The sequence below is a fragment of the Prolixibacter sp. NT017 genome, from assembly GCF_009617875.1.
Classification (GTDB): Bacteria; Bacteroidota; Bacteroidia; order Bacteroidales; family Prolixibacteraceae; genus Prolixibacter.
On sequence record NZ_BLAV01000001.1, the window covers coordinates 1,468,663 to 1,493,792 of the forward strand.

The 25,130-nt window shown below is 43.5% G+C and carries 22 protein-coding genes; 12 read left to right on the forward strand and 10 right to left on the reverse strand.

The genetic code is table 11. The features are described 5' to 3' along the window. Nucleotides 1–32 precede the first annotated feature (32 nt). Nucleotides 33–2,747: a 2-oxoglutarate dehydrogenase E1 component gene (locus GJU87_RS06005; RefSeq protein WP_153638695.1), complete on the reverse strand. Its 2,715-nt coding sequence runs from the start codon at nt 2,745–2,747 to the stop codon at nt 33–35. 204 nt (nt 2,748–2,951) lie between these two features. Between GJU87_RS06005 and GJU87_RS06010 the strand changes: the two genes are divergently transcribed. Then, a complete protein-coding gene (locus GJU87_RS06010; protein ID WP_153638696.1) occupies nt 2,952–5,825 on the forward strand; it encodes a PD-(D/E)XK nuclease family protein in 2,874 nt (957 codons plus the stop codon). Between the two features lie 48 nt (nt 5,826–5,873). Here the strand turns inward: GJU87_RS06010 and trmD are convergent, their stop codons facing one another. After that, nucleotides 5,874–6,563, reverse strand: coding sequence for a tRNA (guanosine(37)-N1)-methyltransferase TrmD (trmD, locus tag GJU87_RS06015; protein WP_153638697.1), 690 nt, complete (start codon nt 6,561–6,563; stop codon nt 5,874–5,876). Between the two features lie 289 nt (nt 6,564–6,852). Between trmD and GJU87_RS06020 the strand changes: the two genes are divergently transcribed. From GJU87_RS06020 to yidC, 4 genes are all read left to right on the forward strand, one after another. Beyond that, nucleotides 6,853–7,248: an Hsp20/alpha crystallin family protein gene (locus tag GJU87_RS06020; protein WP_194831458.1), complete on the forward strand. Its 396-nt coding sequence runs from the start codon at nt 6,853–6,855 to the stop codon at nt 7,246–7,248. A 212-nt stretch (nt 7,249–7,460) separates the two neighbouring features. Beyond that, on the forward strand, nt 7,461–9,734 hold the full coding sequence (locus GJU87_RS06025; RefSeq protein ID WP_194831459.1) for a DUF349 domain-containing protein: 2,274 nt from the start codon (nt 7,461–7,463) through the stop codon (nt 9,732–9,734). A 150-nt stretch (nt 9,735–9,884) separates the two neighbouring features. Continuing rightward, complete coding sequence (locus GJU87_RS06030; protein WP_228491872.1) at nt 9,885–11,492, forward strand: CTP synthase; 1,608 nt, start codon at nt 9,885–9,887, stop codon at nt 11,490–11,492. Between the two features lie 27 nt (nt 11,493–11,519). Then, a complete protein-coding gene (gene yidC / locus GJU87_RS06035; protein WP_153638701.1) occupies nt 11,520–13,457 on the forward strand; it encodes a membrane protein insertase YidC in 1,938 nt (645 codons plus the stop codon). A 136-nt stretch (nt 13,458–13,593) separates the two neighbouring features. On the opposite strand, the gene ribH is transcribed toward yidC, so the two are convergent. Together ribH and GJU87_RS06045 are read right to left on the reverse strand one after the other, a co-directional pair. Beyond that, nucleotides 13,594–14,088, reverse strand: coding sequence for a 6,7-dimethyl-8-ribityllumazine synthase (gene ribH, locus GJU87_RS06040; RefSeq protein WP_153638702.1), 495 nt, complete (start codon nt 14,086–14,088; stop codon nt 13,594–13,596). Between the two features lie 79 nt (nt 14,089–14,167). Then, a complete protein-coding gene (locus GJU87_RS06045) occupies nt 14,168–14,860 on the reverse strand; it encodes a tetratricopeptide repeat protein (protein WP_153638703.1) in 693 nt (230 codons plus the stop codon). Nucleotides 14,861–15,105: 245 nt separating this feature from the next. Here GJU87_RS06045 and recF point away from each other — a divergent pair, with 245 nt between their 5' ends. Both recF and GJU87_RS06055 read left to right on the forward strand, forming a co-directional pair. Further along, on the forward strand, nt 15,106–16,248 hold the full coding sequence (gene recF / locus GJU87_RS06050; protein ID WP_153638704.1) for a DNA replication/repair protein RecF: 1,143 nt from the start codon (nt 15,106–15,108) through the stop codon (nt 16,246–16,248). A gap of 75 nt (nt 16,249–16,323) precedes the next feature. Next, complete coding sequence (locus tag GJU87_RS06055; RefSeq protein ID WP_153638705.1) at nt 16,324–16,614, forward strand: DUF721 domain-containing protein; 291 nt, start codon at nt 16,324–16,326, stop codon at nt 16,612–16,614. 4 nt (nt 16,615–16,618) lie between these two features. On the opposite strand, the gene GJU87_RS06060 is transcribed toward GJU87_RS06055, so the two are convergent. Then, nucleotides 16,619–17,218 carry an aminotransferase class IV gene (locus GJU87_RS06060; protein ID WP_228491873.1) on the reverse strand — a complete coding sequence of 200 codons (600 nt, stop codon included), beginning with the start codon at nt 17,216–17,218 and terminating at the stop codon, nt 16,619–16,621. Further along, a complete protein-coding gene (locus GJU87_RS06065) occupies nt 17,202–18,146 on the reverse strand; it encodes an aminodeoxychorismate synthase component I (RefSeq protein ID WP_255454175.1) in 945 nt (314 codons plus the stop codon). Before GJU87_RS06065 ends, GJU87_RS06060 begins: the two co-directional genes overlap by 17 nt. A 71-nt stretch (nt 18,147–18,217) precedes the next feature. Between GJU87_RS06065 and GJU87_RS06070 the strand changes: the two genes are divergently transcribed. Next, a complete protein-coding gene (locus GJU87_RS06070; protein ID WP_153638708.1) occupies nt 18,218–18,796 on the forward strand; it encodes an aminodeoxychorismate/anthranilate synthase component II in 579 nt (192 codons plus the stop codon). Here GJU87_RS06070 and GJU87_RS06075 read toward each other — a convergent pair. The 3 genes from GJU87_RS06075 to GJU87_RS06085 form a co-directional block, all read right to left on the reverse strand. Next, nucleotides 18,793–19,491 carry a DUF3307 domain-containing protein gene (locus GJU87_RS06075; protein ID WP_194831460.1) on the reverse strand — a complete coding sequence of 233 codons (699 nt, stop codon included), beginning with the start codon at nt 19,489–19,491 and terminating at the stop codon, nt 18,793–18,795. The genes GJU87_RS06070 and GJU87_RS06075 overlap by 4 nt on opposite strands. A 1-nt stretch (nt 19,492) precedes the next feature. After that, on the reverse strand, nt 19,493–20,182 hold the full coding sequence (locus tag GJU87_RS06080; protein ID WP_153638710.1) for a fumarate hydratase: 690 nt from the start codon (nt 20,180–20,182) through the stop codon (nt 19,493–19,495). A gap of 156 nt (nt 20,183–20,338) precedes the next feature. Continuing rightward, the gene (locus GJU87_RS06085) at nt 20,339–21,004 is read right to left on the reverse strand and encodes a Crp/Fnr family transcriptional regulator (protein WP_153638711.1); all 666 of its coding nucleotides are present in this window, start codon (nt 21,002–21,004) and stop codon (nt 20,339–20,341) included. Nucleotides 21,005–21,120: 116 nt separating this feature from the next. Here GJU87_RS06085 and GJU87_RS06090 point away from each other — a divergent pair, with 116 nt between their 5' ends. The 4 genes from GJU87_RS06090 to GJU87_RS21790 all read left to right on the forward strand — a co-directional run bounded on the left by GJU87_RS06090 (nt 21,121) and on the right by GJU87_RS21790 (nt 24,686). Next, nucleotides 21,121–22,002 carry an ATP-binding protein gene (locus tag GJU87_RS06090; protein WP_153638712.1) on the forward strand — a complete coding sequence of 294 codons (882 nt, stop codon included), beginning with the start codon at nt 21,121–21,123 and terminating at the stop codon, nt 22,000–22,002. Nucleotides 22,003–22,067: 65 nt separating this feature from the next. Beyond that, nucleotides 22,068–23,711, forward strand: coding sequence for a hydroxylamine reductase (gene hcp / locus GJU87_RS06095; RefSeq protein WP_153638713.1), 1,644 nt, complete (start codon nt 22,068–22,070; stop codon nt 23,709–23,711). Nucleotides 23,712–23,953: 242 nt separating this feature from the next. Further along, the gene (locus GJU87_RS06100) at nt 23,954–24,274 is read left to right on the forward strand and encodes a cupin domain-containing protein (RefSeq protein ID WP_106543386.1); all 321 of its coding nucleotides are present in this window, start codon (nt 23,954–23,956) and stop codon (nt 24,272–24,274) included. Nucleotides 24,275–24,362: 88 nt separating this feature from the next. Next, complete coding sequence (locus tag GJU87_RS21790; RefSeq protein ID WP_153638714.1) at nt 24,363–24,686, forward strand: nitrous oxide-stimulated promoter family protein; 324 nt, start codon at nt 24,363–24,365, stop codon at nt 24,684–24,686. Nucleotides 24,687–24,797: 111 nt separating this feature from the next. Here GJU87_RS21790 and GJU87_RS06110 read toward each other — a convergent pair whose 3' ends face one another. Further along, complete coding sequence (locus GJU87_RS06110) at nt 24,798–25,070, reverse strand: hypothetical protein (protein ID WP_153638715.1); 273 nt, start codon at nt 25,068–25,070, stop codon at nt 24,798–24,800. Between the last annotated feature and the right edge of the window lie 60 nt (nt 25,071–25,130).

The window sequence follows — 25,130 nt, forward strand, 5'->3', positions numbered from 1 at the left end:
CTTTTTTGATGAATTGTGATTGTTTTGGGGTTTTATTTAAAAACGGCTTCCAGGATTCGTTCGAGGCGTCGTTTATGTTGTTCCATCAATCCGCCGGCCGGACTGGCACTCTCGGGCCGGGAAATCACGTCAAGATTCAGGCCCGGATATTTGCGGGCAATGTATGGCCAGGCTCCCATGTTTTCAGGTTCATCCTGAACCCAAAGTTTGCCTTTGGCATTTTTATTTTCATAGATGATACTCCTGACGGCTTCGGCCGGAAACGGGTACAGTTGTTCGATGCGGATAATCGCCACATCATTTTTCTTCAGTTCTTCCCGTCGTTCCAGCAACTCGTAATAAATCTTTCCGGAAGTAAATACCAGCTTGGAAGCTTTTCCGGGTTTAACCGTATCATCCGGGATAAGCGGCTGGAATCTTCCGTTTGCCAAATCTTCGAAAGAAGATATGACTTTGGGATGACGTAACAGGCTTTTCGGCGTGAAAATTACCATTGGTATACGGAAATCCCACTTGACATGGCGTCGTAACATATGGAATAAACTGGCAGGAGTGGTTGGGACCATCACCTGCATGTTATTACCGGCAGCCTGCGCTAGCATACGCTCAATACGACCGCTGGAGTGTTCCGGGCCCTGACCTTCGTAACCGTGTGGTAACATGAGTACCAAACCATTCATCATTCCCCATTTTTCACCGGCAGAGCTGATGTATTGGTCGATGATTACTTGTGCTACGTTGCTGAAATCACCAAATTGCGCTTCCCAAATGGTTAATCCTTTTGGACAGGCGAGAGCATAGCCATATTCGAATCCCATCGCTGCATATTCGTTTAGCGGGGAATTGTAAATATGGAATGGAGCCTGATTTTCACCAATGTGTTTGAGTGGGAAGTATTTTTCGTCGGTTGCTTCCATCACCAGAGCTGCGTGCCGATGGGCAAATGTACCGCGTTCGCTGTCTTGTCCGCCCATGCGAACGGGATGACCTTCCAACAACAATGCTGCGTAGGCGAGCAATTCACCCATGGCCCAGTCGAGCCGGTTTTCGGATGCTGCTTTCTTCCGGTCGTTGAGAAGTTTGATAATTTTTCTGAAAAAGCTCTTGTCGTCCGGAAGGGTATTCATCTTTTCGGCAACCGCCTTCAGTTGGTCAATATCGTAACCGGTGTCGGTATCGTGATCCGATTCGGACGGTTCCGGTAAACGGTAATTCTTGTATTCATCGAGCAGGAATCGCTCGATACGAAGTTTTTGTATGTGCTGACTCTCTTCGTACTTTACCTCCAGCGCCTGGTTGAAATCATCAATTTCCTTCTTGATCTCTTCTTTGGTCATGATACCTTTCTGTATCAGTTTTTCAGCGTAGAGATCACGTGGATTGGGATGACTGGCAATGGCTTTGTACAGTGTAGGCTGTGTAAAACGTGGTTCGTCACCTTCGTTGTGTCCGTACTTCCGGTAGGAAAGTATATCGATGAAAATATCGGATTCAAATTGCTGCCGGAACTCCATGGCGAGCTTAATGGTAAAGATGAGGGCTTCCACATCATCGCCGTTAACATGGAATACCGGAGAACGGGTAACCTTGGCTACGTCGGTGCTGTATGTGCTTGAACGGGCATCGAGGTAGTTGGTAGTAAAACCAACCTGGTTGTTGAGTACCATGTGAATGGTACCTCCGGTCTTGTAGCCTTTAAGCTGTGACATCTGTACCGTTTCGTAAACGACTCCCTGACCGGCAATCGCGGCATCACCGTGGATGACAATCGGAGCCAGTTTTTTGAAGTCTTTACCATATTCATGATCCAGCTTAGCTCTGGCAACGCCTTCGACCAATGGTGCCACCGCTTCCAGATGCGATGGGTTGGGAAGAAGATTTAACTTCACTTTATGCCCCTGGTCAGTGGTAACTTCGTTTTCGTAACCCAGGTGATATTTCACATCACCAAGGGCAATTCCTTCTTCGAATTCGGTCCCGTAAAATTCCTTGAAGATATTCTTGTAAGGTTTTTCAACGATATTGGCCAGCACGTTTAACCGGCCGCGGTGCGACATTCCAATCACAAACTCCTCGATTCCCAGCTCTGCGCCGCGCTCGATGATGGCGTCCATGGCCGGAATCAGAGTTTCGGTTCCCTCGAGAGAGAAGCGCTTCTGACCGACAAACTTTTTGTGAATGAAGTTCTCGAAACCAACTGCCAGTTTTAGGTGGTAGAAAATGTGTTTCCGGTTCTCGTCGGTAAACTCCTGCTGATTTTTGGTCCCTTCCATGCGTTCGCGAAGCCACTTAACCACTTCTGGTTTTCGCATAAAAAGGTACTCCACACCGATTGATTCACAGTACGTTGTTTCGAGATGCGCTACAATATCACGCAGCGATGCCGGCCCAATGCCAATTTCATTTCCCGCCTGGAAAACAATGTCCAGATCAGCTTCACTTAACCCAAAATTTTCAATATCTAATGTTGGTGAGTAAGTCCGGCGTGTCCGTACAGGGTTGGTTCGGGTAAACAGGTGTCCTCGTTGTCGGTAATTGTGAATAAGGTTCAGAATCTTAAACTCTTTGTCCAGGTGTTTGCAATCCTCAGGTGTTTCGGCTTCTGCCCAAGATTGCCGGGCGAATTCGAAACCTTTGAAAAATGCTTTCCAGCTTGCATCCACATTCTCCGGATCTTCAAGGTACGCTTTGTATAGGTCCTCTATCGCCCCAATCTCTTGGTTGCCAACCTGTGAGAATTTGTCCATGTTAGTGTTATTCATAAGTTGATGATAAAAATAATACAAAGATGTACCGACATATGTTCAGTAAAATTTTAAACTTTCGTTGATGATTTTTAAGGAAGGTGTGAGGATTGATAAAAAAGTATCAACTTTACACTTCCACATCTTATTTTCCCAGTGAAAACCAATAAAGATTTAAATAGTTCTGAATTAATTGATAAAAATTTTATGCAGGGATTTTTAGCGCGTTTGGCTGCCCATTTATATGAGGTTTACGGAGACAAAATTTCGGAGCAAACAATCATTTTTCCAAACCGGAGAGCCGGTATTTTTTTCAATAGTTATCTGAATAGATTGGTCTCCGAACCGATTTTCAGTCCGGAGATTGTTACCATCAGCGATTTCTTCGCCAGTCAGACCGATTGGTACGTGGCCGATCCGCTTACACTCGTGTTTCATCTGTATGAAATTTACCGCGAAGTTACAGGTTCCAGTGAATCATTCGATGACTTTTATTTCTGGGGCGATATGCTCGTGAACGATTTCGACGATATTGACAAGTACAATGTCGATGCGGCCGGTCTTTTTCAGAACATTTCCGATTTGAAAGAGATTGACCTGCTTTTTCAGGACTTTGATGATGAGAGCCGGGAACATATCACCGGATTTTGGCGGAGCTTGAGCAACCGCGATAAGACACCGAATCAAGAGGAATTTCTGCAAATCTGGCAATCGCTTTTCCCTATTTATGAGAAATTCAGAGAGCGGCTTTTGAATGAGGGAATTGCTTACGAAGGCATGGTTTACCGTGAAACGGCCAGGCAGATTCAGGAAAAGAAGCTGGAGATAGCGCAAGCTGGAGACATTATTCTGGCCGGTTTCAACGCGCTGAACCGATGCGAAGAGATCTTGTTTTCCTTCTTCCGTGAAACCGGGAAAGCAAAGTTTTTTTGGGACTACGACCGTTATTATCTGGATGATCCGCAGCAGGAGGCTGGTTTGTTTATGAGGAAAAACCTGAAGAAGTTCCCGCAGGCGGCCTCGTTAGGTGGCGAGTCTGATTTTATGCAGCATCCGCCCAAAATCGAAATCATCAACGTCCCTTCACAGGTTGGACAGGCCCAGGTAGCGTCGAACCAGTTAATGAAAGTGCCGACACCTGACCGGCAATTTGATGATGCAGCGGTTGTGTTGTGCGACGAAGGTTTGCTTTTACCCGTGTTAGGGGCCTTGCCGGAGCAAATTGGCAAGGTGAATGTGACAATGGGATTTCCGGTGAATGCCAGTCCGGCCTATAGTTTGGTAAATCAGTTGATCGAACTACAGCGAAATATCCGGCGTCACGAAGAGTCGGTTTTCTATTATAAAAATGTATTGGCGCTTTTGGGCCACCAGTTGGTTTCGGGAATCGAGCCGGAATTAAGCCGAAAGTTGACAGAGGAGATTATTTCGCAAAACATGGTTTACCTTACGGCGAAGAGGTTACAGCAATCCCCGTTCTTGCGATTGATATTTCAAATTCCGCGAACGATTGATGACTATTCGGATTACTTTCTGGAAATTCTTCGCTCGGTGTTTACAAAGCTGCCCTCTGATGAAAGCGAAAACCGGCATCAGTTACATAAAGAATATTTGTTCCAGCTCTATTTGGCCGTCAACCGCCTGAAGGATGTGCTGGAAACCGGTGGTAAGAAAATTCTCGGGGATGAGAACTTTTTAACAAGAGAAACCTATTTCCGTTTTCTGGGACAATATCTGGGAGGCATTACGGTTCCTTTCGAGGGAGAACCGCTTCAGGGACTTCAGGTGATGGGAATCCTGGAAACGCGAACGCTGGATTTCCGTAATCTGGTCATTCTGTCGATGAATGACGGCGTTATGCCCAAAACTTCAGCGAAAGCTTCTTTCATTCCTTACAACCTGAGGCGTGGTTTTGGTCTGCCGTCCGTTGAAGAAATGAACGCTATGTATGCCTATTATTTTTACCGGCTGCTTCAACGGGCTGAGAATGTGACGTTCGTTTATCATTCGGGTACCGAAGGACTTTTTGTCGGTGAGAAGAGCCGATATTTGTACCAGTTGCAGATGGAAACTCCGCTGGATATTAAGGAAACGAGTGTTTCGATGGAGGTTTCCTCGCTTTCGCCTGTGCCGATTGTTGTTCAGAAGACAGAAGATGTAATGGCTCCACTGAAGCCTTATCTTAAAGGCGAAAGGGCGCTTTCACCGAGCGCGATCGATAAGTATCTGACATGTTCGTTGCAGTTCTATTTTCGCTACAGTGCGGGTTTGGAGGAACCGGATGAAGTAACCGAAGAAGTTGACGCCCGGATTTTTGGGAATCTGTTTCACGATACGATGGAGGCCTTGTATACTCCATTTCTCGGAAAGGAATTGAGTGCCGATGATATTCAGGGCTTGATAGACGATGAACTGAGAATTCAGGATTTACTGCTTCAGTCGTTTCGGAAAAACTATTTCAAAGGAGGGGACAATACCGAGGCCGTTGTTCTTCGCGGACGCAACTGGCTGGTAGGAGAAATTGTAAAGAAATATGTGAGGCAGGTGCTTGCGTTGGATAAAGAGAGAGCACCATTTACCATTGAAGGTCTGGAGAACAAGGTCAAAGCTGATTTCCCTTTAACTGATGGAGAGAGAATGGTTCTTGTCGGAGGAAAAGTTGACCGGATGGATAAGCGGGATGGAGTTCTCGAAATTCTGGATTACAAAACAGGAAAGGCCGATCTCAGTTTCACTATGCTGGATGATTTATTCGATCGGGAAAAGTCGAACCGGAACAAAGCTGCCCTGCAGACTTTGATTTATGCTTCGGTTGTTTATGCCAACAGGAAATCGGAAGGGATTATTCAAACTGGTATTTATGCTTTGCGCAGAATATTTGAAAAAGATTTTCAGCCAACGGTCACAAGCAAAGAGTTGGGGAATTTGCCGGTCAACTATGTCGAGCATCAGGATGTATTTAAAGAAAAGTTAGTTGGTCTTCTTGAAGAAATCTTCGATACAAGCATTCCGTTTGTTCAGACCGAGAAGGAAGAGACCTGCCGTTATTGTCCTTATAAAAATATTTGCCGGCGTGGATAAAAAATCCCGGTTCAGGGAATTAGAACCGGGATGCTGTGGAGAAAATCTTTATTCGTCGTCGTGTTTCTCGAGTAAATCGGGGCGGAGTTTTTTCGTTCTCTCGTAAGCCTGCTCCATTTTCCAGTCTTCAATCAGCTGGTCGTTTCCTGACAAGAGCACATCCGGAACTTTCCAACCTTTATAATCGGCTGGTCTCGTATAAACCGGCGGGCTAAGCAATCCGTCCTGAAAAGAATCGGTTAAGGCGGAAGTTTCGTCGGAAAGTACGCCGGGAATTAGTCGAACAACTGCATCTGCAATAATAGCTGCGGCCAGCTCGCCTCCCGTAAGGACAAAATCGCCAACTGATATTTCACGGGTAATCAAGTTGTCCCGCACCCGTTGATCGACGCCTTTGTAGTGCCCGCAAAGAATGATGATATTCTTTTTCAGCGAAAGCTGGTTGGCATCGTTTTGCTTGAAACGTTTGCCATCGGGCGAAGTGAAAATTATTTCGTCGTACTCGCGTTGGCTTTTTAACTCGTTAATTGCTTTTTCGATGGGCTCCACCATCATGACCATGCCGGCTTCCTTGCTGAAGGCATAATCGTCAACCCGGCGGTGCTTATCCGTCGACCAATCTCTCAGGTTGTGGATGTAAATCTCAGCCAATCCCTTGTCCTGAGCTCGTTTGAGAATAGAGTGACCGAACGGGCTTTCCAGCAATTCGGGCAAAACGGTGATGATATCTATGCGCATTATCTCAAAAATTTCTACAAATGTAGAATTTCCCCTTTGAGTATCTCAATACTCCTTTTCAATTACCCTTTTTGTCTGCTTGATTTTGTGTAGTTGTGTCATAATGGCGCAATAAATCCGATAGGGATGTCAATGTGGCATTGTTTGTTTTGAAATTGATAAGATTTATGGAATGGTATATCGTTTGAATAAAGTAGGTCAGAAATTGAAAAAACATTGAAAAAATTAACGTAATAAGGAGGAAAATATCATGTTGAACTTAATGACTTACCCGAACGCACATTCGAAAATGAAATCAAATAATGATTTGTTGGACAGATTGTTTAACGATTCGGTTTGGAACGACAGCTTTGCTTCAAGTCGTCCGAAAGCAAATGTGAAAGAAGAAAAAGATCAGTTTGTCATCGAATTGGTGGCTCCTGGTTTTACCAAAGAACAAATCGATATAAATCTTGAGAAAGAAATTCTCACCATTAAAGGCGGATCTGCAAAAAAAGAACAGGAAGCGGCACGTTATACCACCCGCGAGTTTGTAGCAGGAGACTTCGTTCGCCGTTTCTCGATGCCTGATTCGGTTGATACTGAAAACATCACTGCAGGCTTTAACAACGGTATTCTCGAAATCAGATTGCCGAAACGTGAAGAGAATATTGATAAGGGACCTCGAACAATTAAGATTGGTTAACAGTAATATAGCAAGTTAGGTTTTGAATTATGGGGGCTGCGAAATAATCACGCAGCCCCCTTCTTTTTGCTAAATTCAAAATATATGTTTATTTTCTTTGAGGATTAACCCCCAATTCTATATTTTCGTAAGAATAACAAAGGCTTAAGTGCTTTTGTGTTTTGGGTCAAATTCGATTATTGATGGAGTCCAACGAACTAAAAAACTCGGCTATGCCAGAGCACAACGACGAATCTCGTAATTTGAACGAGAGGGTAGAAAATGAAGAAGTCTCGAAAGAGGGACAAACGCCGGTTGACAATGAGCAACACGCAGATGAACAGCAACCCGAAAAGAAGAAGCAGGTAGACGATCCGGAAGAGCAGCTTGCAGAAGAGGAAGTTGTGTCTTCATCGGAAAATATCGATGAAAAAGCCTCTGACGACGAAACTGTTGCAGATATCTCGGATGAAGGTGCTCCCAATGAGGAAGAAGCTCCCGAAAAGCCTGCGGATAATTCAGAGAATGAATCCATGGAGTTGGAGAAGGAGCCGAACGAGGTCGACGAAAATAAAGAGGAGGGAGAGGCTGTCAAAAAAGATGAAGAGCCTGTTGTAGAAAAGTCGGAAGAAAATACCTCAAAAGAAGAAGAGAGCACTGAAAAAACGGAAAGTATTTCAGAGGATGAGTCGATGGATCTGGAGAAAGACCCTGACGACGTTGATGAAGACGAAGAGGAGGATGAAAGTGACGAAGAGGCTGTCGATAAGGCCTCTGTCGATTATTCGGGATATAACAAGGTTCAACTGATCAATACTTTCCGGAAAATTCTTCCCAATGGTATCAGTGAGGATATTCGCCCCCAGGTAGAAGCTATCAAAGCCAATTTTTACAAGCTGCATAATACGGAACTGGAAGAGCAGAAGAAAGCTTTTATTGCTGAAGGAGGAAATGAATCAGATTTTCATCCTGAGTCCGAGCCGTATGAGAACGACTTGAAAGATCTTCTGAAAGAATTTAAAAATCTTAGAACCGAATATCATCGCAGGCAAGAGGTTCAGAAAGAGGAAAATTATCAGAAGAAGTTGGAGATTATAGAAGAGCTGAAAGCGTTGATTAATAAGGAAGAGTCGATAAATGCGACTTTTCAGGAATTTAATGCACTGCAGGCCCGCTGGCGTGAGCTGGGCCAGGTTCCACAGGGAAGAGTGAAAGACCTGTGGGAGAATTACCATCATCATGTAGAGAATTTTTACGACTACATTAAGATAAACCGCGAACTCCGTGATCTTGATTTGAAAAAGAACATGGATAAGAAGATTGGATTATGTGAAAAGGCTGAACTGTTAGCTGAAGACGAATCCAATGCGGTAAAAACGTTCCGTCAGCTTCAGAAACTGCACGAAATGTGGCGTGAGATTGGACCTGTGCCACGGGAAAATAAGCAAGAGTTGTGGGAGCGATTCAAAGCAGCAACGACTGTTATCAACAAACGATATCAGGAATATTTTGAAGAGGAGCGGAGCAAACAAAAAGAGAATCTGGAGAAAAAGGTTGAGCTCTGCGAGAGGGCCGAGGAGTTTGCGATTTTCGATTCGACCAATCCGCGTGAATGGAATGAGATGACTGAGAAAATTATTGCTCTTCAGAAAGAATGGAAAACCATTGGATTTGCTCCCAGAAAAGATAACACCTTAGTTTGGGAACGTTTCCGTGCTGCCAACGATACCTTCTTCAGGAAAAAACGTGAATTCTGGGCCAAGAGCAAGGAAAAACTTCACGAGAACCTGGCGAAGAAAATCGAGATATGTGAACAGGCAGAGGAAATAAAAGACAGTACTGATTGGAAGGGCACAACCGATAAGTTGATTGCTTTGCAGAAGAAATGGAAGGCAGTTGGACCGGTACCAAGAAAGCAGAGTGACATTGTCTGGAAGCGGTTTCGCGCAGCTTGTGACGAGTTTTTCAACCGAAAAGGTTCGCATTTCTCTGGCATGACGGATGAGCAGGAAGAGCACCTTAAAGCTAAGAAAGCGTTGCTCGAGGAGGTTGGTAATTTCAAGCCTTCCGGAGATGTTGAGGCGGATGTTGCTAAATTAGCGGAATTTCAGGAACGCTGGAAGGTGACCGGCCGCGTACCTTTCCGGAGAAAAGATGATGTGGAATCGAAGTTCCGGGACGCCATCAACGAGCAATTCGATAAAATTGAAATGGACGAACAGGAACGTAACCTGTACAAGTTCCGGAACAAGATGGCACACTGGATGACCATTCCGCGCGGATGGAGTCGCATCAATACCGAACGCGACCGTAATGTTTCGCGCATCAAGCAGCTGGAAAGCGATTTGGGAACATTGCAAAATAACATTGGCTTCTTTGGTGACTCGGAAGGCGCTCAGTCGCTGGCCGACAATGTCCAGTCGAAAATTGATCGCATAACCTCTCAAATCAATTACCTGAAATCGAAAATTGAAATCATTGACGGACTGGAAGAAGAATCCCGGTAGATTTACATAAAGTATAAGAGAGCCCGTTACTGAATGGCAACGGGCTTTTTCATGCTCAGATTTACCCTAAATTTAATTTTAGACTTCACCTCTTCAGATTTTATTCGTTACTTTGCATACTTTCAAAAAAGCTCAAAAAATCATAGGAACGTGGCAGCAACGAAGTATATTTTTGTGACCGGCGGTGTAACCTCTTCGCTGGGGAAAGGGATCATAGCTTCTTCTTTGGCTAAGTTATTGCAATCCAGAGGATACAAGGTAACCATTCAAAAGCTTGATCCATACATTAACGTCGATCCCGGAACATTGAATCCGTACGAGCATGGAGAGTGTTTTGTAACAGAAGACGGTGCAGAAACCGATTTGGATCTGGGACATTATGAACGTTTTCTGAATACACCTACTTCGCAAGCCAATAACGTTACTACCGGCCGTATATACCAATCAGTAATCAACAAAGAGCGCCGGGGCGATTATTTGGGTAAGACTGTTCAGATTATTCCTCATATTACAGACGAAATTAAGCGCTATATCAAATATCTCGGCTCGAAGCGGAAATTTGATGTTGTGATTTCGGAGATTGGTGGAACGGTTGGTGACATTGAATCGCTGCCCTATATCGAAGCTGTTCGGCAGTTGAAATGGGAGTTGGGTGAGAATGCGCTTTTCGTTCATCTTACGCTCGTTCCTTATTTATCTGCTTCTGGCGAGCTGAAAACAAAGCCCACTCAACACTCTGTGAAAATGTTGCTTGAAAACGGAGTACAGCCCGATGTGCTGGTGTTGCGTACAGAACATCAGTTGACACCAGATATTAAGCGTAAGGTGGCACTCTTCTGTAACGTTGAAAAAGAAGCTGTGATTGAATCGATTGATGTACCTACGATTTATGAGGTGCCGATTAAGATGAAGGAAGAGCAGCTCGATGAAATCGTGTTGAAGAAACTGGGACTGCCTCTTGGTGTTTCTCCTCAGCTGGAAGCCTGGAATGATTTTCTGCATCGCTGCAAAAATCCAAAACAAAAAATAAAGATTGGCCTAGTTGGAAAGTACGTGGAGTTGCATGACGCCTATAAATCCATTTCCGAAGCATTAATACATGCAGGCGCTGCAAATGAAGCTGAAGTGGATATAGCCTGGATTCATTCGGAGCGCGTTACGCAGGAGAATCTGGAACGTAAGCTGAAAGGATGTGACGGAATTTTGGTGGCACCTGGATTTGGACATCGTGGTATTGAAGGAAAAATACTGGCCACTCAATATGCACGGGAAAACAAAATTCCATTCTTCGGTATTTGTTTAGGAATGCAAATCGCGGTAATTGAGTTTGCACAGAATGTACTCAATATGTGTGGCGCCGATTCAAGCGAAATGAACCCTTCCACCAAGTATCCGGTTATAGACCTGATGGAAGAGCAGAAGGGCATTATCGAGAAAGGTGGAACCATGCGACTCGGTGCTTACTCCTGTCAATTAAAAAAAGATTCTAAAGCTTTTGCTGCGTACAATAAAGGAAAAGTTCATGAACGTCATCGCCATCGCTATGAGTTCAATGATAAATATTTAAAAGATTTTGAAAGTGCCGGTATGAAGGCTGTTGGAACTAATCCGGAAACCCGTTTGGTCGAGGTTATGGAAATCCCGGAACATCCATGGTTTGTTGGTGTACAGTTCCATCCTGAATACAGCAGTACGGTTCTGAAACCGCACCCGTTGTTTGTTGCGTTTGTTTCAGCTGTATTGAAAAATAAGAAGTAAATAATTAAATAGTTGTAAAAGACTCCTATGGATAGAAATACCATTAGCGGACTTGTTCTCATTTTTGTCATACTGATTACATTCAGTTATTTTAATAAACCTTCGAAGGAAGAAGTCGAGGCTGCCAAGCGCAAGCGCGACTCAATTGAGCAGGTTCAGGCCGAACAACAACGTATTGCTGAGAAAAAAGCTCAGGAAGCTACGACCACTCAACAGCCACAGGAAAAAGCTGATTCAACAACAGCAGCGAAGACTGTACCGGCAAGTGAAAACCGGAAAGACGAGTATGGCGCCTTTGGCGATGCAGCTGTCGGAACTGAGAAGTTCGTTACGCTGGAAAATAACCTGATGAAAGTAAAGGTCTCCACGAAAGGGGGACGGATTTATTCGGTAGAATTAAAAAATTATAAAAGATACGACGGCAAACCATTGGTATTGTTTAGTGGTGATGCCAACCGTTTCGGTTTGAATTTCTTCTCACAAAACAGAAGCATTGAAACTGACAAACTGTATTTTACACCTTCAGTAAGCTCTGATAGCTTAGTTGCATCCGGCCCGAAAGTTCCGAAAGGAAAAGAAGGGCGTATCAATTTTAACGAAGACCATCCGGGAGGTTCGAAAACATTGACGATGCGTGTAAACGCTGGAAATGGCAAATTCATCGAATATGTTTATACCATCAAGTACAACTCGTACATGATGGATTTCAATATTCGCTCGCAGGGACTTAGTCAATTGATCGGCGGTAATGCTTATATGAGCTTTAACTGGGCTATTGACGTTCCTCGCCAGGAGAAAAAGTCAAAATATGGAGAGGATCGTTACACCACTATCTATTACAAATATCATCAAGATGAGGTGAACAGCCTGAGCTCCTCCAAGTCTGACAGTAAGGATTTGACGACCAGTGTGAAGTGGATCGGATTTAAGCAGCTGTTTTTCTCTTCCATTCTGATTGCCGATAACAGCTTCACCAGTGCAAAAATTAAAAGCAACAAAACTGAAGATAATCCGAACTACCTGGCAGATTTCTCGGCCGATGTAACCATTCCGGTTGACAATGCCAAGACGCAGAACGTTCCGATGAAGATGTTCTTTGGTCCGAACCAGTACAATGTCCTTAAACAGTACAAGCTTCAGCTTGATCAGGAGATGAACCTGGGTTGGACAATTATTGGTTGGGTTAACAAATTTATTGTGATTCCGGCGTTTGATTTCCTTCGCAGATACATCAACAATTTTGGAATTATCATTCTGTTGCTGACCATTTACATCAAGCTCATCATTTCTCCGTTTACATACAAGTCGTACTTATCGCAGGCAAAAATGCGTGCATTGAAACCGGAGATTGACGAGATCAAGGCCAAGTATGGCAAAGATAAGGCGATGGAATCGCAGCAGGCTACGATGGCGCTTTACAAGAAAGCCGGGGTGAATCCCATGGGAGGTTGTTTGCCCATGGTATTTCAGTTCCCGATTCTGATTGCCATGTTCCGGTTCTTCCCGGTATCGATCGAGTTACGTCAACAGAGCTTTTTGTGGGCTCACGACCTTTCATCGTACGATTCAATTTTCCATTTGCCGTTTACCATTCCATTCTATGGTGATCACGTGAGTCTGTTCTGTCTGTTGATGACCGTTACCAACGTCTTCTACATTAAGATGAATAACGAGATGAACGCGGCCGGAACACAGCAGATGCCGGGAATGAAAACAATGATGTACTTGATGCCTGTGATGTTCCTGTTCATCTTCAACAACTACGCAGCAGGTTTGAGTTTGTATTACTTCCTGTCGCTGTTGCTGACCTTCCTGCAGATGTTCATCTTCAAGAAGGCTATCGATGAAGATAAGATTCGCAAGCAGATTACAGCTAAGCAGAAGAAACCAGCGAAGAAGTCGAAATTCCAGAAACGTTTGGAAGATATGGCTCGCCAGCGTGGTATGGAAGCACCGAAGAAATAATCGAAGATATTCTCAATAAAATAGCAAGAGCAGTCCAAGCGGGCTGCTCTTTTTTCTTTATGCTTACGCAGAATATATGTCACAAAAAAAGCTGCTCAATCTGAACAGCTTTAATGCAATATCTTTTTGAGTTTTGTTATTCGCCATTTTCGAAGTCACGCTGCAAGGCAACCATCTTAATGGCAGTAACGGCTGCTTCGTCGCCTTTATTGCCATGTTTGCCGCCGGCACGGTCCAGGGCCTGCTGCTGATTCTCGGTGGTTAAAACGCCGAAAATTACCGGCAAATTGAATTTCATGTTCAAATGAGTCGCACCTTGCGAAACGCCATGGCAAATAAAATCGAAGTGTCGGGTTTCTCCCTGTATCACACAACCGAGCAACAGAACAGCATCTACGTCGGTATTTTCAGCAAAAAGCTGACCGCCCAGGGTTAGTTCAAAACTTCCGGGGACGTGTTTTACCCGAATATTATCGTCTTTTGCCCCGTGCTTTTTCAATGTCTCAACAGCACCACGAGCCAGCGCTCCGGTTACTTCATAGTTCCATTCCGATACTACGATACCGAATTTCATATTTTCGGCCGATGGAACTTTTTCCATGTCGTATGCAGATAAATCTTTTGTAGCCATTTTTTCAGGATTTTTGCAAAGATAAAAAATCCCCTCCGTTCCAAACGAAGGGGATTGCTTTATCGAAAACTAATTCGTTTTATTTTTTCGCCAGGATTTCAACGCGGGCAATATATTTGTCAATCTGACGTCCCTCGTTGCTTTCCGGGTACTTTTCTTTTACCGTTTTGTAAACGTTCAATGCATCATCATATTTACCCATGGTTTCATACAGATTGCCTGCTTTCATGAGGTAAATAGGTGTGGTGAATTGATTGTCGTTCATATTGGCAGCGTCCATGTAGCGGCTAACTGCTTTGTCGTTATTACCCAGTTCGGCATATGCATCACCGGTAGCTCCTTTGGCAATCGGGCCAATCAGCGGATCGTCGGTGCTGAAATCATCAAGATATTCAATGGCCTGCTCGTATTTACCAAGATGTAGGTAAGAGATTCCGGTATAATAACGTGCCAGATGACCTGAAGAGGTACTTCCATATTCATCTAAAATGTCGAGAAATCCGGGATAGTTACCATCGCCGTTAAGAGCCAGGTTGAACGAATCTTTCTGGAAATATTGTTCGGCAACAAACATCTGAGACTGTGCCTTTTTCTCACGCGGAATTTTATAATACCGGTGGAAAGCCAGAAAGAGAATGGCTAGAACTACGCCCGCACCAAAAATGTAAGTGATGATTTTCTGATTCTTTTCAAAAAATTGTTCAGTTGAGGTCAACGCGTGTTCAACTTCCTGCAGGTTTTCGCCGGTGTGTTTGTTTTTTCCTTTACTCATCTTATTTATTATGTCTTTATTTTCAGGTCGTGTAAACGTGAAGGCAAAAATAAATTTTTTTCAGGAACCATTGATATTTTTGATCATAAAAATATAATGTCGGTGCCAAAAGAAATTCATTGGGACATTTCTGATTAAGTAATTGAAAAACAGATTGAATATTAATTCGGAATCGGCAAACAACTGTTCCGGACGATTATTTATTAGTTTTGTAGCCGGATTATTTCCCTCAATCACACTCATTCATGTACATAAAGGAATTATCTGTCATCAATTTTAAGAACCTCGAGCAGGTAGAGTTGGAGTTTTCACACAAACTGAATTGTTTCATCGGGAACAACGGTGTGGGGAAAACCAACCTGTTGGATGGGATCTATTATCTTTCCTTCTGCAAAAGCTATTTCAACTCTGTCGATTCGCAGAATATCCGTCACGAGGAAGAGTTTTTTGTATTGCAGGGACAGTACAGTCGTCTGGATGAGGATGAGAATATTTATTGTGGATTTCAGAAGGGGCAGAAGAAGAAATTCCGTCGCAATAAAAAAGAGTACAAACGACTGTCAGAGCACATTGGCTTGTTGCCGTTGGTAATGATTTCTCCATCGGACACGAGTTTGATTATGGGCGGAAGCGACGAACGTCGTAAGTTCATGGACAGTGTGATTTCGCAAAACGATCGCCAGTATCTCGATCAGTTGATTCGGTACAACCGGGCATTGTTGCAGCGTAATAACTTGCTGAAATACTTTGCTGCCAATCGTGTATTTGAGCCTGATAACCTGGAAGTATGGGATGCACAACTGGTGATGTTAGGTGAAAAGATTAATAAGCGCCGGCAAGAATTTCTGGGAGAGTTGCAACCTATTTTCCAGAGATATTATGACTTCATATCGGACGGGCATGAGCAGGTGACTTTAGATTATCAGTCACAGTTGAATGAAGGCAATTTTGAAGGGCAACTGAAGGAAACGCTTCAGCGCGATAGAGTATTGCAATTCACTTCCGTGGGAATTCATAAAGACGATTTGGAGCTGAAGTTGGGCGATTTTCCCATGAAGAAGATGGGGTCGCAGGGCCAGAAAAAGACGTATCTGGTCGCTTTGAAGCTCGCACAATTCGATTTTATTCGTTCGGTAAATGAAGCCATGCCGATTCTTCTTCTCGATGATATTTTTGATAAACTCGATGGCGACCGAGTGGAGAAGATTGTCAAATTGGTTTCCGGAAACACATTTGGACAAATTTTTATTACCGATACCAACCGCGAACATCTCGACCAGATTATTCCCCGTGTAGGAGCCGATTATCGTATTTTCAGGGTAACCGATGGAGCCGTAACCGAGAATGGGAATAATGGCGGTGAACCCAAAGTTGTTGAAAACAATTAGCGACCGAAGGTGCTATTGTGATTTTCCCTTTATACTTTTGAAATAAAGAATATCTGCAAAAAAACAGAAAACCAGATGCGCAGAAGTGAGACACAATCGTTAGGTAGTGTAATTAAGGAATACCTGAAGGAATCGCGGATGGATGGCAAGCTCGCCGAGGTGGAAGCCGTTAATTCCTGGGAAACCATTATTGGAAAAACGATTGCGCGTGCGACCACCAACATTTATATCAAAAATGGCGTGTTGTATGTGCATCTCCGTTCTTCGATTGTGCGCAACGAACTCTTCATGATGCGGCACCAGATTGTAGATGCGATGAACAACCACGTAGGTCGTAAGGTTATCCGTGAAATTATTCTTCGCTAAATACTTACCACTTTATATTTTCCATGGGAATTGTGGGCGATTCTTCTATCGAAATCATTGCGTTGATGATGCGTGCTTCGTTAAATTCCGATAACATTTCCGGCTGAATAGGAATCGCTTCAATTTTACTTTCTTTTAGGTAACAGGCCCTACGAGTGCCTCGAAGCAGCGGCGTATCAGGAGTGAACCATTTGTCTCCTTTCCGGAAAATGATATTGGCATATGACGTGTCGGTAATGAAGCCATTTTTGACTAACAGTACGTCATCTGCATTACCGCGCTGAGAAAATAATTCTTGCAGCTTTTCGCGATTAGCATATTTGTATCTGTAATTAATATCATCGGCATTCTCCAGGCGAAGAGAATGCACCGGGCGAATTGAATAAGGCTCAAACTCTACTTTCTCGATAGTTTCCCGGTAGGTAACGCGGCATTTGAACAGGCCATTTTTCGCTTCCGCAGGAATATTCAGATTGTTGGTTAAATCGATTTCCGCGTCCAGGTTGAATACCTCCTTGCGAGTTCGGTTCAACCGGGTGTTGTGCCACGAAAGTCTTTCGGGCTCCCCGTTTCGGATACATATGGTTTCAATGAATCGGCACATACACTTTGTCAATCATTTCCTGGTATTCTTTTTCCGGCTCGCTAAAAACGGTGATGCCTCCGCCACTACGGAATATCATTTGATTATTTTTTTGTTCAATATAACGAATCATCACAGCGGAATCCAGATTTTGTCCATCAAAAATACCAAATACGCCGGTGTAGTATCCGCGCTCATCAATTTCCGATTCCTTAATGATTTCGATTGTCTTTTGTTTTGGAGCACCGGATATGGAGCCTGCAGGCAGCAATGTAGATATGATGTTTCCAATGTTGGAATGATAGTCAGAACTGAGTTCACCTGAAATCTCCGAACTAACCTGGAGCAGCGTTTTTTCGTGGGTCTTTACCTCATCGATGTATCGAAAGCGGGAAACATACACATTTTTTGCGACCATCGATAAATCGTTTCGAATCAAATCGACGATGGTGTTATGTTCAGCTGTCTCTTTCTTGTCGTTCAGAATTTGGCTGGCTGCATTGGGAATGCTCGCATCGATGGTTCCTTTCATTGGGTAAGAGGAAATCTTTCCGTTGGTGACTTTGACAAAAGTCTCTGGTGAAAACACCACACATTTCCCGGGAAGTAGCAATTTGTAAGGCGCTTTACTCCGGTGAAAGATATCTTCGAAAGACAAATTAGTTTCCACTGAAGTGGGAAAGGTGAGGTTGGTGAGAAATGAATTACCATGCCGGATATGACGCATTACATTGTCGAAGCCTTTTCGGTAATCCGAAAACGAAATTGGATGTTTCTCGAACTGTACTGCTTTTTTCGCGGGAAAAACTGGCTGAAAATTGCGTTGTCCATTAATTTCGAACAAAACACCCCGATTTTCAGCTTCAGGAAGTGTAAGTATTAGTGGAGCTTTGAGGTCGAAGTCGTGTACGAATAAAAATGGCTTATGTTGTACAGCCAGTCTGTTCATTTTTTCTGCGAAGTGTTCACTCATGCCAAAGAATGGTGTAGTTTTGCGTATCAAAACTAATACTTTTCCCGATGCTGGTGCTGATTTTAGATAACTACGATTCGTTTACCTATAACCTGGCGCAGTTGGTGAAGCAGTCGGGAGGAACTGATGTGGTTGTCCGAAAAAATGATGAAATTTCCCTTTGCGAGGCAGCTGACTTTGATGGTATCATCTTTTCGCCCGGGCCCGGATTACCTGAAGACGCGCCGTTGATGAGTGAAATTATTCGTGAACTGGGACCACGAATTCCAATATTGGGTGTATGTTTGGGGCATCAGGCTATTGCCGAAGCTTTTGGAGGAAAGCTAAAACATCTAGATGCTATTTATCACGGTACAGTTATCCGGACAGAAAGATTGATTCCGGATTTGCTTTTTAGGAATATCCCATCTGTTTTTGAAACCGGGCTTTATCATTCATGGGCGGTGGATGATGTTGGTTTCCCGGAAGAACTGGAAATTACAGCCCGGGGCGAAACCGGAAATATTATGGCTTTGCGTCATCGTAGTTATCCTGTGTGGGGTATTCAGTTTCATCCTGAATCTATCATGACGCCGGATGGCCGCCAGATGATTGAAAATTGGCTGGAAGGGCTATCGCGGGGCTAAAAGTAACTGACCATTACCCCCATCAATATGGCGATTCCAAAACTTAACAAGGTTCCGACTAATACATACTCTGTCTTTTGAGCATCGCTAAAGCGCAGAATGGATTTGGCAGCAATGATAAATCCAACTACTGAATATTGCTGCAATAAGACTAGTGTGAGTACAAGAAGACGTTCGGTGATACCGATCAGTTTGCCAGCATTGGGTAAGCCGCCTCCGTTTTCTTCTTCTGTTTCAACAGGCGCTTTCACCGAAAAGTATTTGAAGATATACCGGATAATAATATTGGATGGTTTAACGCAGAGCGTGTAAGCAAATATGATGGCAGCTATTCGCGGAGTGATGAGAACTGGTAGTTGGTTTATGTCCGAATCAACATAGAACCAGACGATTGCTGTAATGATTATGATATGAGTAAACTGGTCGATAAAGAACCAATCTTTGTTCCACTTAATTCTGATAAAACTCTTCGTCACATCTGTAAAGAAATGCAATGCCGTAAGTGCAAGTGCAGCTGACCAGAAGGCTAATTGCAATGAAAAAAGCCAGGATGAGGCAAAGACAATGAGAATGTGCCAGATATGAATTTTGCTGATTATTTTCTTTTCCTTTTGCAAACTCCAGTGTTCGCTCTGAAGAAGGAAATCGGCTACCAGGTGTGCTGTTAGCTGAAGGAATAGGAGGGTAATCATCATGTCAGTGTATGTTTTCTTCGAAGTACGAAACCGCCCGGTCAATTGCATTCCAGCCGGCAGCTGTAGAATGTTGATTGATGGTCGACTGATTCTTTTGTAGAATTTTGGCGATTTCCACTTCTGATTTGTTTAGCAATTTATAAAATACTACTTCACACTGTTTGGCCGAGCAACGCGCCAGAATGACATCCAGCATCTCGAGCATGGTTTCATATAAACGTTGAACTGCCAAATCGGTTGAAAGAAAATATAGTGTCCGTTTGATGATGATCTTTTGCTTGTCGTGTGTGTCTTTCCGGTTTAGCGCTCTTCCCGACAGGTAAATGGCTTCCCCGTCCATGATACCTTTCAGGGGCTGATAGTTCTCCAACGGAGCCACAGCAATGGCTACACGCACGCCATGTTCTTTAAAGTATTTTATGCGCTTGTTTTCTTCTTTAGATGTTGGTAACTCGATTGCCCGTATGAACGTCTTGATGAGTAGGGCCACACGCAGGGCTGTTTCCGGAGCATCCAACGCGCATTCGATGTAATCACCTTTCAGAATTCGACCATAGAATCCCTGGTTTGCGAAGTGCTGTGTAAGGTCAGTCATTAGCTCCTTCAACTTTGTTGAAAGCAAATCGCGATTCGTTGCAGACAAAGCTGTTGAAGAGATGATATCGCATGAAATGGTTGCTCTGTTTTTCATCTCGTTAATGCATTCTTCAGTTCTAATTAATCAATTTATTGGTAAATATACTGATAAATATATAATATCGGTAAATTCACCAATAAAAATTTTTTATCGGTATATATGCTAATAAATGGTGTTTATCGGTGAATATGCTAATAATGAGGTCGGATTTTACTGCAGTATTTTTTTTAGTGCTTCTACATCTTTTATTTCAATTTCACCACGCCGCCATTCCAGTATCCCTTCACGTTGAAGTTCTCCGATGGTTCGGGCCAGCGATGGTCGGGTTACACCAAACATTTCGGCCAGACTTTGCTGGTTTTGCTTCAGTGGAATATTCCGGAATCCTGGTTTATAATGTTGTAACAGGAAGAAGGCGATTTTCTCACGAATGGTTTTAAAATTAAGAAAACTGATTTTTCTCGAAAGAAACTGGGCTTTATCGCTGATAATGTTCAGGAAGTTATTCAATACTCGATTGTCAAGGCTCAGTAGTCGCGTAAAATTGGGCTTCAGAATGATGAGCATTTTGCCATCATCCATGGCCGATAGGTTAACCGGGAAGCGGCTGTTTTTTCCAAAAAGGAAACCGGCTGCAACCATCTGTGGGGGCAGCAGTTCTTCTATTTTCAGGCTGTTTCCGCTAAAGTCAACCATTTCACCCTGAAGTTTTCCTTCCAAAAGAATCATCGCTGCTTTCACTTCTTCTCCGGCTACGGCCAGTAAATCATCTTTGTGGAAATGTCGTATCTGATGTGGAACCTCGCCCAAAAGATTTTCTACTTCTGTTGGTTGAAGCCCTTTGAATATGGGTGATTGCGCCAGGATTGTATTCATCTCAAAAAGTTTTTATACAAATATACCGATTTGTAACAGCTGTTACACTTTCCCGGTAAGGGCCCATCTACATTTGTAGTGTAAAATTTAAACAACAGCAATAAAGAAAACGAAATATGAAACGCGACATCATCCATATAGACGAAGAGAAATGTACTGGTTGTGGTCTTTGTGTTCCTAATTGCCACGAAGGTGCATTGCAGATTATTGACGGGAAGGCAGTTCTAATCAGCGATTTGATGTGCGATGGTTTGGGAGCTTGTATCGGACACTGTCCGGAAGGAGCTATTACGATTGAAAATCGAGAAGCGCAACCGTACGATGAGGTGAAGGTGATAGAGATTATGGTGAGCAAAGGTTTTAATACGGTGGTGGCTCATCTGAAGCATTTGCGTGAACACAATGAGACAGGATTTCTGAAACAGGGAATGGGGTATTTGGTGGAAAACGAGGAGAATTTACCTTTTTCTGTTCAGGCGGTGAAGGATGCTGTTCACGCCGAGCCGAAGCCGGCAAACGGAAGCAGTTGTGGAGGAGGATGTCCAAGCTCTCAAACCGTTGTTTTTAATCCGGAAGAGTTGAAATTGGCACCTAAAGGCGAGAATGGTTCATTGGCTTCTCAACTCCGTCAATGGCCGGTGCAGATGCATCTTATCAACCCGGTAGCTCCTTACTTCCGTGGTGCCGATTTGCTGGTGGCAGCAGATTGTACAGCTTTTACACTGGGTGATTTCCATCAAAATTATTTGAAAGATAAATCGTTGGTTATTGCTTGTCCCAAACTGGATTCCGGAAAGGAGATTTATCTGGAGAAGTTAATCACTCTCATTAATGAAGCGAAAGTGAACACTATCACTGTACTGATGATGGAGGTGCCTTGCTGCGGTGGCTTACAGCAGCTGGTTCAAATGGCTACGCTTCGAGCCAGCCGAAAGGTTCCGGTAAAAGCCATTACGGTAAGTATTCGGGGCGAAGTTCTCGAAGAAGAGTGGGTATAGAAGAACGTAAAAGTGATTTTAAATCAACAGTTAATCATAAAACTTAATCTTTAAAACGAATTATCATGAGTATGTTTTGTTTTCAATGTCAGGAAGCCGCTAAAGGCGAAGGTTGTACCATCAAAGGTGTTTGCGGAAAAACCGATGATGTAGCCAACTTGCAGGACTTACTGGTCTTTGTTACCAAAGGATTATCGATATACGCTCACGAAGCACGCCAAATGGGAATTGAATGGGAACCGGCGAATCGATTTGTATTTGATGCCCTGTTTATGACGATTACCAACGCTAATTTCGACAAGAATAAGATCGAAGAGAAAATTCGGGAAGGGTTAAAATTGCGTGCCGAATTGAAAAACCGCTTCGAAACAGAAGGTGGAAAACTTTCTTCGAATCATGAATCACTAACATGGGAAGCTGATACACTGGAAGCTTTCGAGGAAAAAGCAGCTAATGTGGGAATCCTCTCAACTGCTAATCCTGATGTTCGTTCGTTGCGTGAGTTGATTGTTTATGGTGTGAAAGGAATGGCCGCTTATGCTGAGCACGCTTTTAATCTCGGTTACGAGAAAAAAGAGCTCTATGCTTTCATGCAAAAGGCGTTGGCCGCAACTACCGATGATACTCTTTCGGCTGACGATTTAGTTGCCCTGACGATGGAGACCGGAAAGTACGGAGTGGACGTGATGGCATTGCTCGACCAGGCAAATACAGAGAGCTATGGTAACCCTGAAATTACAGAGGTAAATCTTGGCGTAAAAAAGAATCCCGGCATTTTGGTCAGCGGTCACGATTTGAAAGATTTTGAAGAATTGTTGAAGCAAACTGAAGGAACCGGCGTGGATATTTATACGCACAGCGAAATGTTGCCTGCTAACTATTATCCGGCTTTCAAGAAGTATGAACACTTTGTCGGTAACTACGGTAACGCATGGTGGAAGCAAAAAGAGGAATTTGAAGCGTTCAACGGACCGGTGTTGCTGACAACTAACTGTTTGGTTCCTCCTGCTGATTCGTACAAAGACCGGGTTTATACTACCGGAGCAGCTGGTTTCGACGGAGTAAAACATATTGCACCCCGGAAAGATGGTGAACCGAAAGATTTTTCTGAAATTATCGAACATGCGAAAAAATGTGCTGCACCGACAGAGTTGGAAACCGGAACGATTGTAGGCGGATTTGCGCATAACCAGGTGATGCAGCTGGCTGATAAAGTAGTTGATGCAGTTAAGACCGGTGCTATTAAGAAATTTTTTGTAATGGCTGGTTGCGACGGTCGCATGAAAAGCCGCGATTACTACACCGAATTTGCCGATAAACTTCCGGAAGGAACCGTCATTCTGACTGCCGGTTGTGCCAAATATCGTTATAACAAGCTGCCTTTGGGTGATATCGGTGGTATTCCTCGTGTGTTGGATGCAGGACAGTGCAACGACTCCTATTCATTGGCAGTAATCGCGTTGAAACTGAAAGAAGTTTTTGAACTGAATGACATCAATGAGTTGCCGATTGCATACAACATAGCGTGGTACGAACAGAAGGCTGTGATTGTGTTGCTGGCGCTGCTCTATCTCGGTGTAAAGAATATTCATCTCGGCCCGACACTTCCGGCATTCCTCTCACCAAACGTGGCAAATGTACTGGTAGAAAACTTTGGAATTGCAGGAATTAAAACAGTCGACGAAGATATTGAGGTTTTCATGGGTTAAGTTTAGGTTGATTGGCTAATAAAAGCCGGTCGGAGTATTCTTTCTCCGGCCGGCCTATAAAAACCAAGCCTTTTAAAGAAATATTCAATTTTTGATTGGTTTAGCATAGCAAAGCAGGTTGGACTGCAGTTTTTGGATTGAAAAGTGAAGATGATGACTCAATCGGTTTCCCGGAATGGATAGTGAGTTGGATAGCGGAGAAATCGGGGCCGGTCGGGCTCATCAAAATGAGTTTGTAAATTATGGAAAAGGGAAAACAGTTTAACGTTGCTTCCGGCATTGAGTACGCTGAAGGAGCGGTGGTCAGTAAAACCATCATCAAAGAACCGACCGGTACCATTACGCTATTTGCTTTCGAGAAGGGGCAGGGGCTGAGTCCTCATACTGCACCTTTCGATGCACTGGTACAGGTTGTAGAAGGGAAAGCTACAATTACTATTGGTGGTGAGAATTCAGAGTTGGAAACGGGGGAAGCCATCATTCTTCCTTCCAATATTACTCATGCCGTTGAAGCAACTGAATCATTTAAAATGCTGTTGACCATGATCAAAACCAATTTATAAGTACAAGAAGTAGTTAAGAGGTTAATTCGTTTTTATTCCCGCCGGACTTGGTTCGGTGGGAATTTACTTTTCAGCAATAGCTTTGTTAATGACCGGAAAACGTGTGAAAGAAAAGCAGATTGTGACCCTCATGGTTGAATTGTATTGTCGAAAAAATCATAGAGTGGGAGGAATTTGTTCTGATTGCCAAGAACTGCTCGATTATGCAGAAAAACGATTGGATAATTGTGTGTTTAGTGACGAAAAGCCTGCTTGCAAACAATGTCTGGTCCATTGCTACAAACTTGCAATGCGCGAAAAAATTCGTGAAGTAATGCGTTGGTCGGGCCCCAGGATGTTGTTTTATCGTCCAGGAGTGGCGATACGTCACCTTTTATCGAAACCTTATAAGAGCACTGGACAAACGAAGTAGTTGGCCACTAGTGGGCTGTTAATATGAAAAGGCAATAGATGGACGCATATCTTCCCGGAACTGAAAACTATTCAGTAGGTGTAAGTACAAAAAAAGCCGGATAATTCCGGCCTATGATAAAAAGATCTCTTTGAAAATCATTTCAATTTCAGCGTCGACTGACGGCGGGATCTTATAATGATCCGTGTAGTCGAAAGTTATTCCCTCATCCAGTTCATGGACAATCAGTATTTCGGTCAACGCCTTCGGACTCTTTCCCCAGAAATCTCTGATTTCCGTCAATCTTTCATCTTTACTGATGATCTCTTTCACAATCCTGCTCTTAAATCTTCTCTTTTGTTCCTGAAAAGATTTAACTGTTTGTAATTCTGTAGTTCTACTCATTCTAGTTGGGTTTAAATTTGTTGTTTGGTGGTTCACTTTATTTGTAATATCATCGTGTTA

Coding starts and splice junctions, on each gene's coding strand:
- GJU87_RS06005 (WP_153638695.1), bottom strand. CDS start 2,747: ATGGACAAATTCTCACAGGTTGGCAACCAAGAGATTGGGGCGATAGAG.
- GJU87_RS06010 (WP_153638696.1), top strand. CDS start 2,952: ATGCAGGGATTTTTAGCGCGTTTGGCTGCCCATTTATATGAGGTTTAC.
- trmD (WP_153638697.1), bottom strand. CDS start 6,563: ATGCGCATAGATATCATCACCGTTTTGCCCGAATTGCTGGAAAGCCCG.
- GJU87_RS06020 (WP_194831458.1), top strand. CDS start 6,853: ATGAAATCAAATAATGATTTGTTGGACAGATTGTTTAACGATTCGGTT.
- GJU87_RS06025 (WP_194831459.1), top strand. CDS start 7,461: ATGCCAGAGCACAACGACGAATCTCGTAATTTGAACGAGAGGGTAGAA.
- yidC (WP_153638701.1), top strand. CDS start 11,520: ATGGATAGAAATACCATTAGCGGACTTGTTCTCATTTTTGTCATACTG.
- ribH (WP_153638702.1), bottom strand. CDS start 14,088: ATGGCTACAAAAGATTTATCTGCATACGACATGGAAAAAGTTCCATCG.
- GJU87_RS06045 (WP_153638703.1), bottom strand. CDS start 14,860: ATGAGTAAAGGAAAAAACAAACACACCGGCGAAAACCTGCAGGAAGTT.
- recF (WP_153638704.1), top strand. CDS start 15,106: ATGTACATAAAGGAATTATCTGTCATCAATTTTAAGAACCTCGAGCAG.
- GJU87_RS06055 (WP_153638705.1), top strand. CDS start 16,324: ATGCGCAGAAGTGAGACACAATCGTTAGGTAGTGTAATTAAGGAATAC.
- GJU87_RS06060 (WP_228491873.1), bottom strand. CDS start 17,218: ATGTGCCGATTCATTGAAACCATATGTATCCGAAACGGGGAGCCCGAA.
- GJU87_RS06065 (WP_255454175.1), bottom strand. CDS start 18,146: ATGAACAGACTGGCTGTACAACATAAGCCATTTTTATTCGTACACGAC.
- GJU87_RS06070 (WP_153638708.1), top strand. CDS start 18,218: ATGCTGGTGCTGATTTTAGATAACTACGATTCGTTTACCTATAACCTG.
- GJU87_RS06075 (WP_194831460.1), bottom strand. CDS start 19,491: ATGATGATTACCCTCCTATTCCTTCAGCTAACAGCACACCTGGTAGCC.
- GJU87_RS06080 (WP_153638710.1), bottom strand. CDS start 20,182: ATGAAAAACAGAGCAACCATTTCATGCGATATCATCTCTTCAACAGCT.
- GJU87_RS06085 (WP_153638711.1), bottom strand. CDS start 21,004: ATGAATACAATCCTGGCGCAATCACCCATATTCAAAGGGCTTCAACCA.
- GJU87_RS06090 (WP_153638712.1), top strand. CDS start 21,121: ATGAAACGCGACATCATCCATATAGACGAAGAGAAATGTACTGGTTGT.
- hcp (WP_153638713.1), top strand. CDS start 22,068: ATGAGTATGTTTTGTTTTCAATGTCAGGAAGCCGCTAAAGGCGAAGGT.
- GJU87_RS06100 (WP_106543386.1), top strand. CDS start 23,954: ATGGAAAAGGGAAAACAGTTTAACGTTGCTTCCGGCATTGAGTACGCT.
- GJU87_RS21790 (WP_153638714.1), top strand. CDS start 24,363: ATGACCGGAAAACGTGTGAAAGAAAAGCAGATTGTGACCCTCATGGTT.
- GJU87_RS06110 (WP_153638715.1), bottom strand. CDS start 25,070: ATGAGTAGAACTACAGAATTACAAACAGTTAAATCTTTTCAGGAACAA.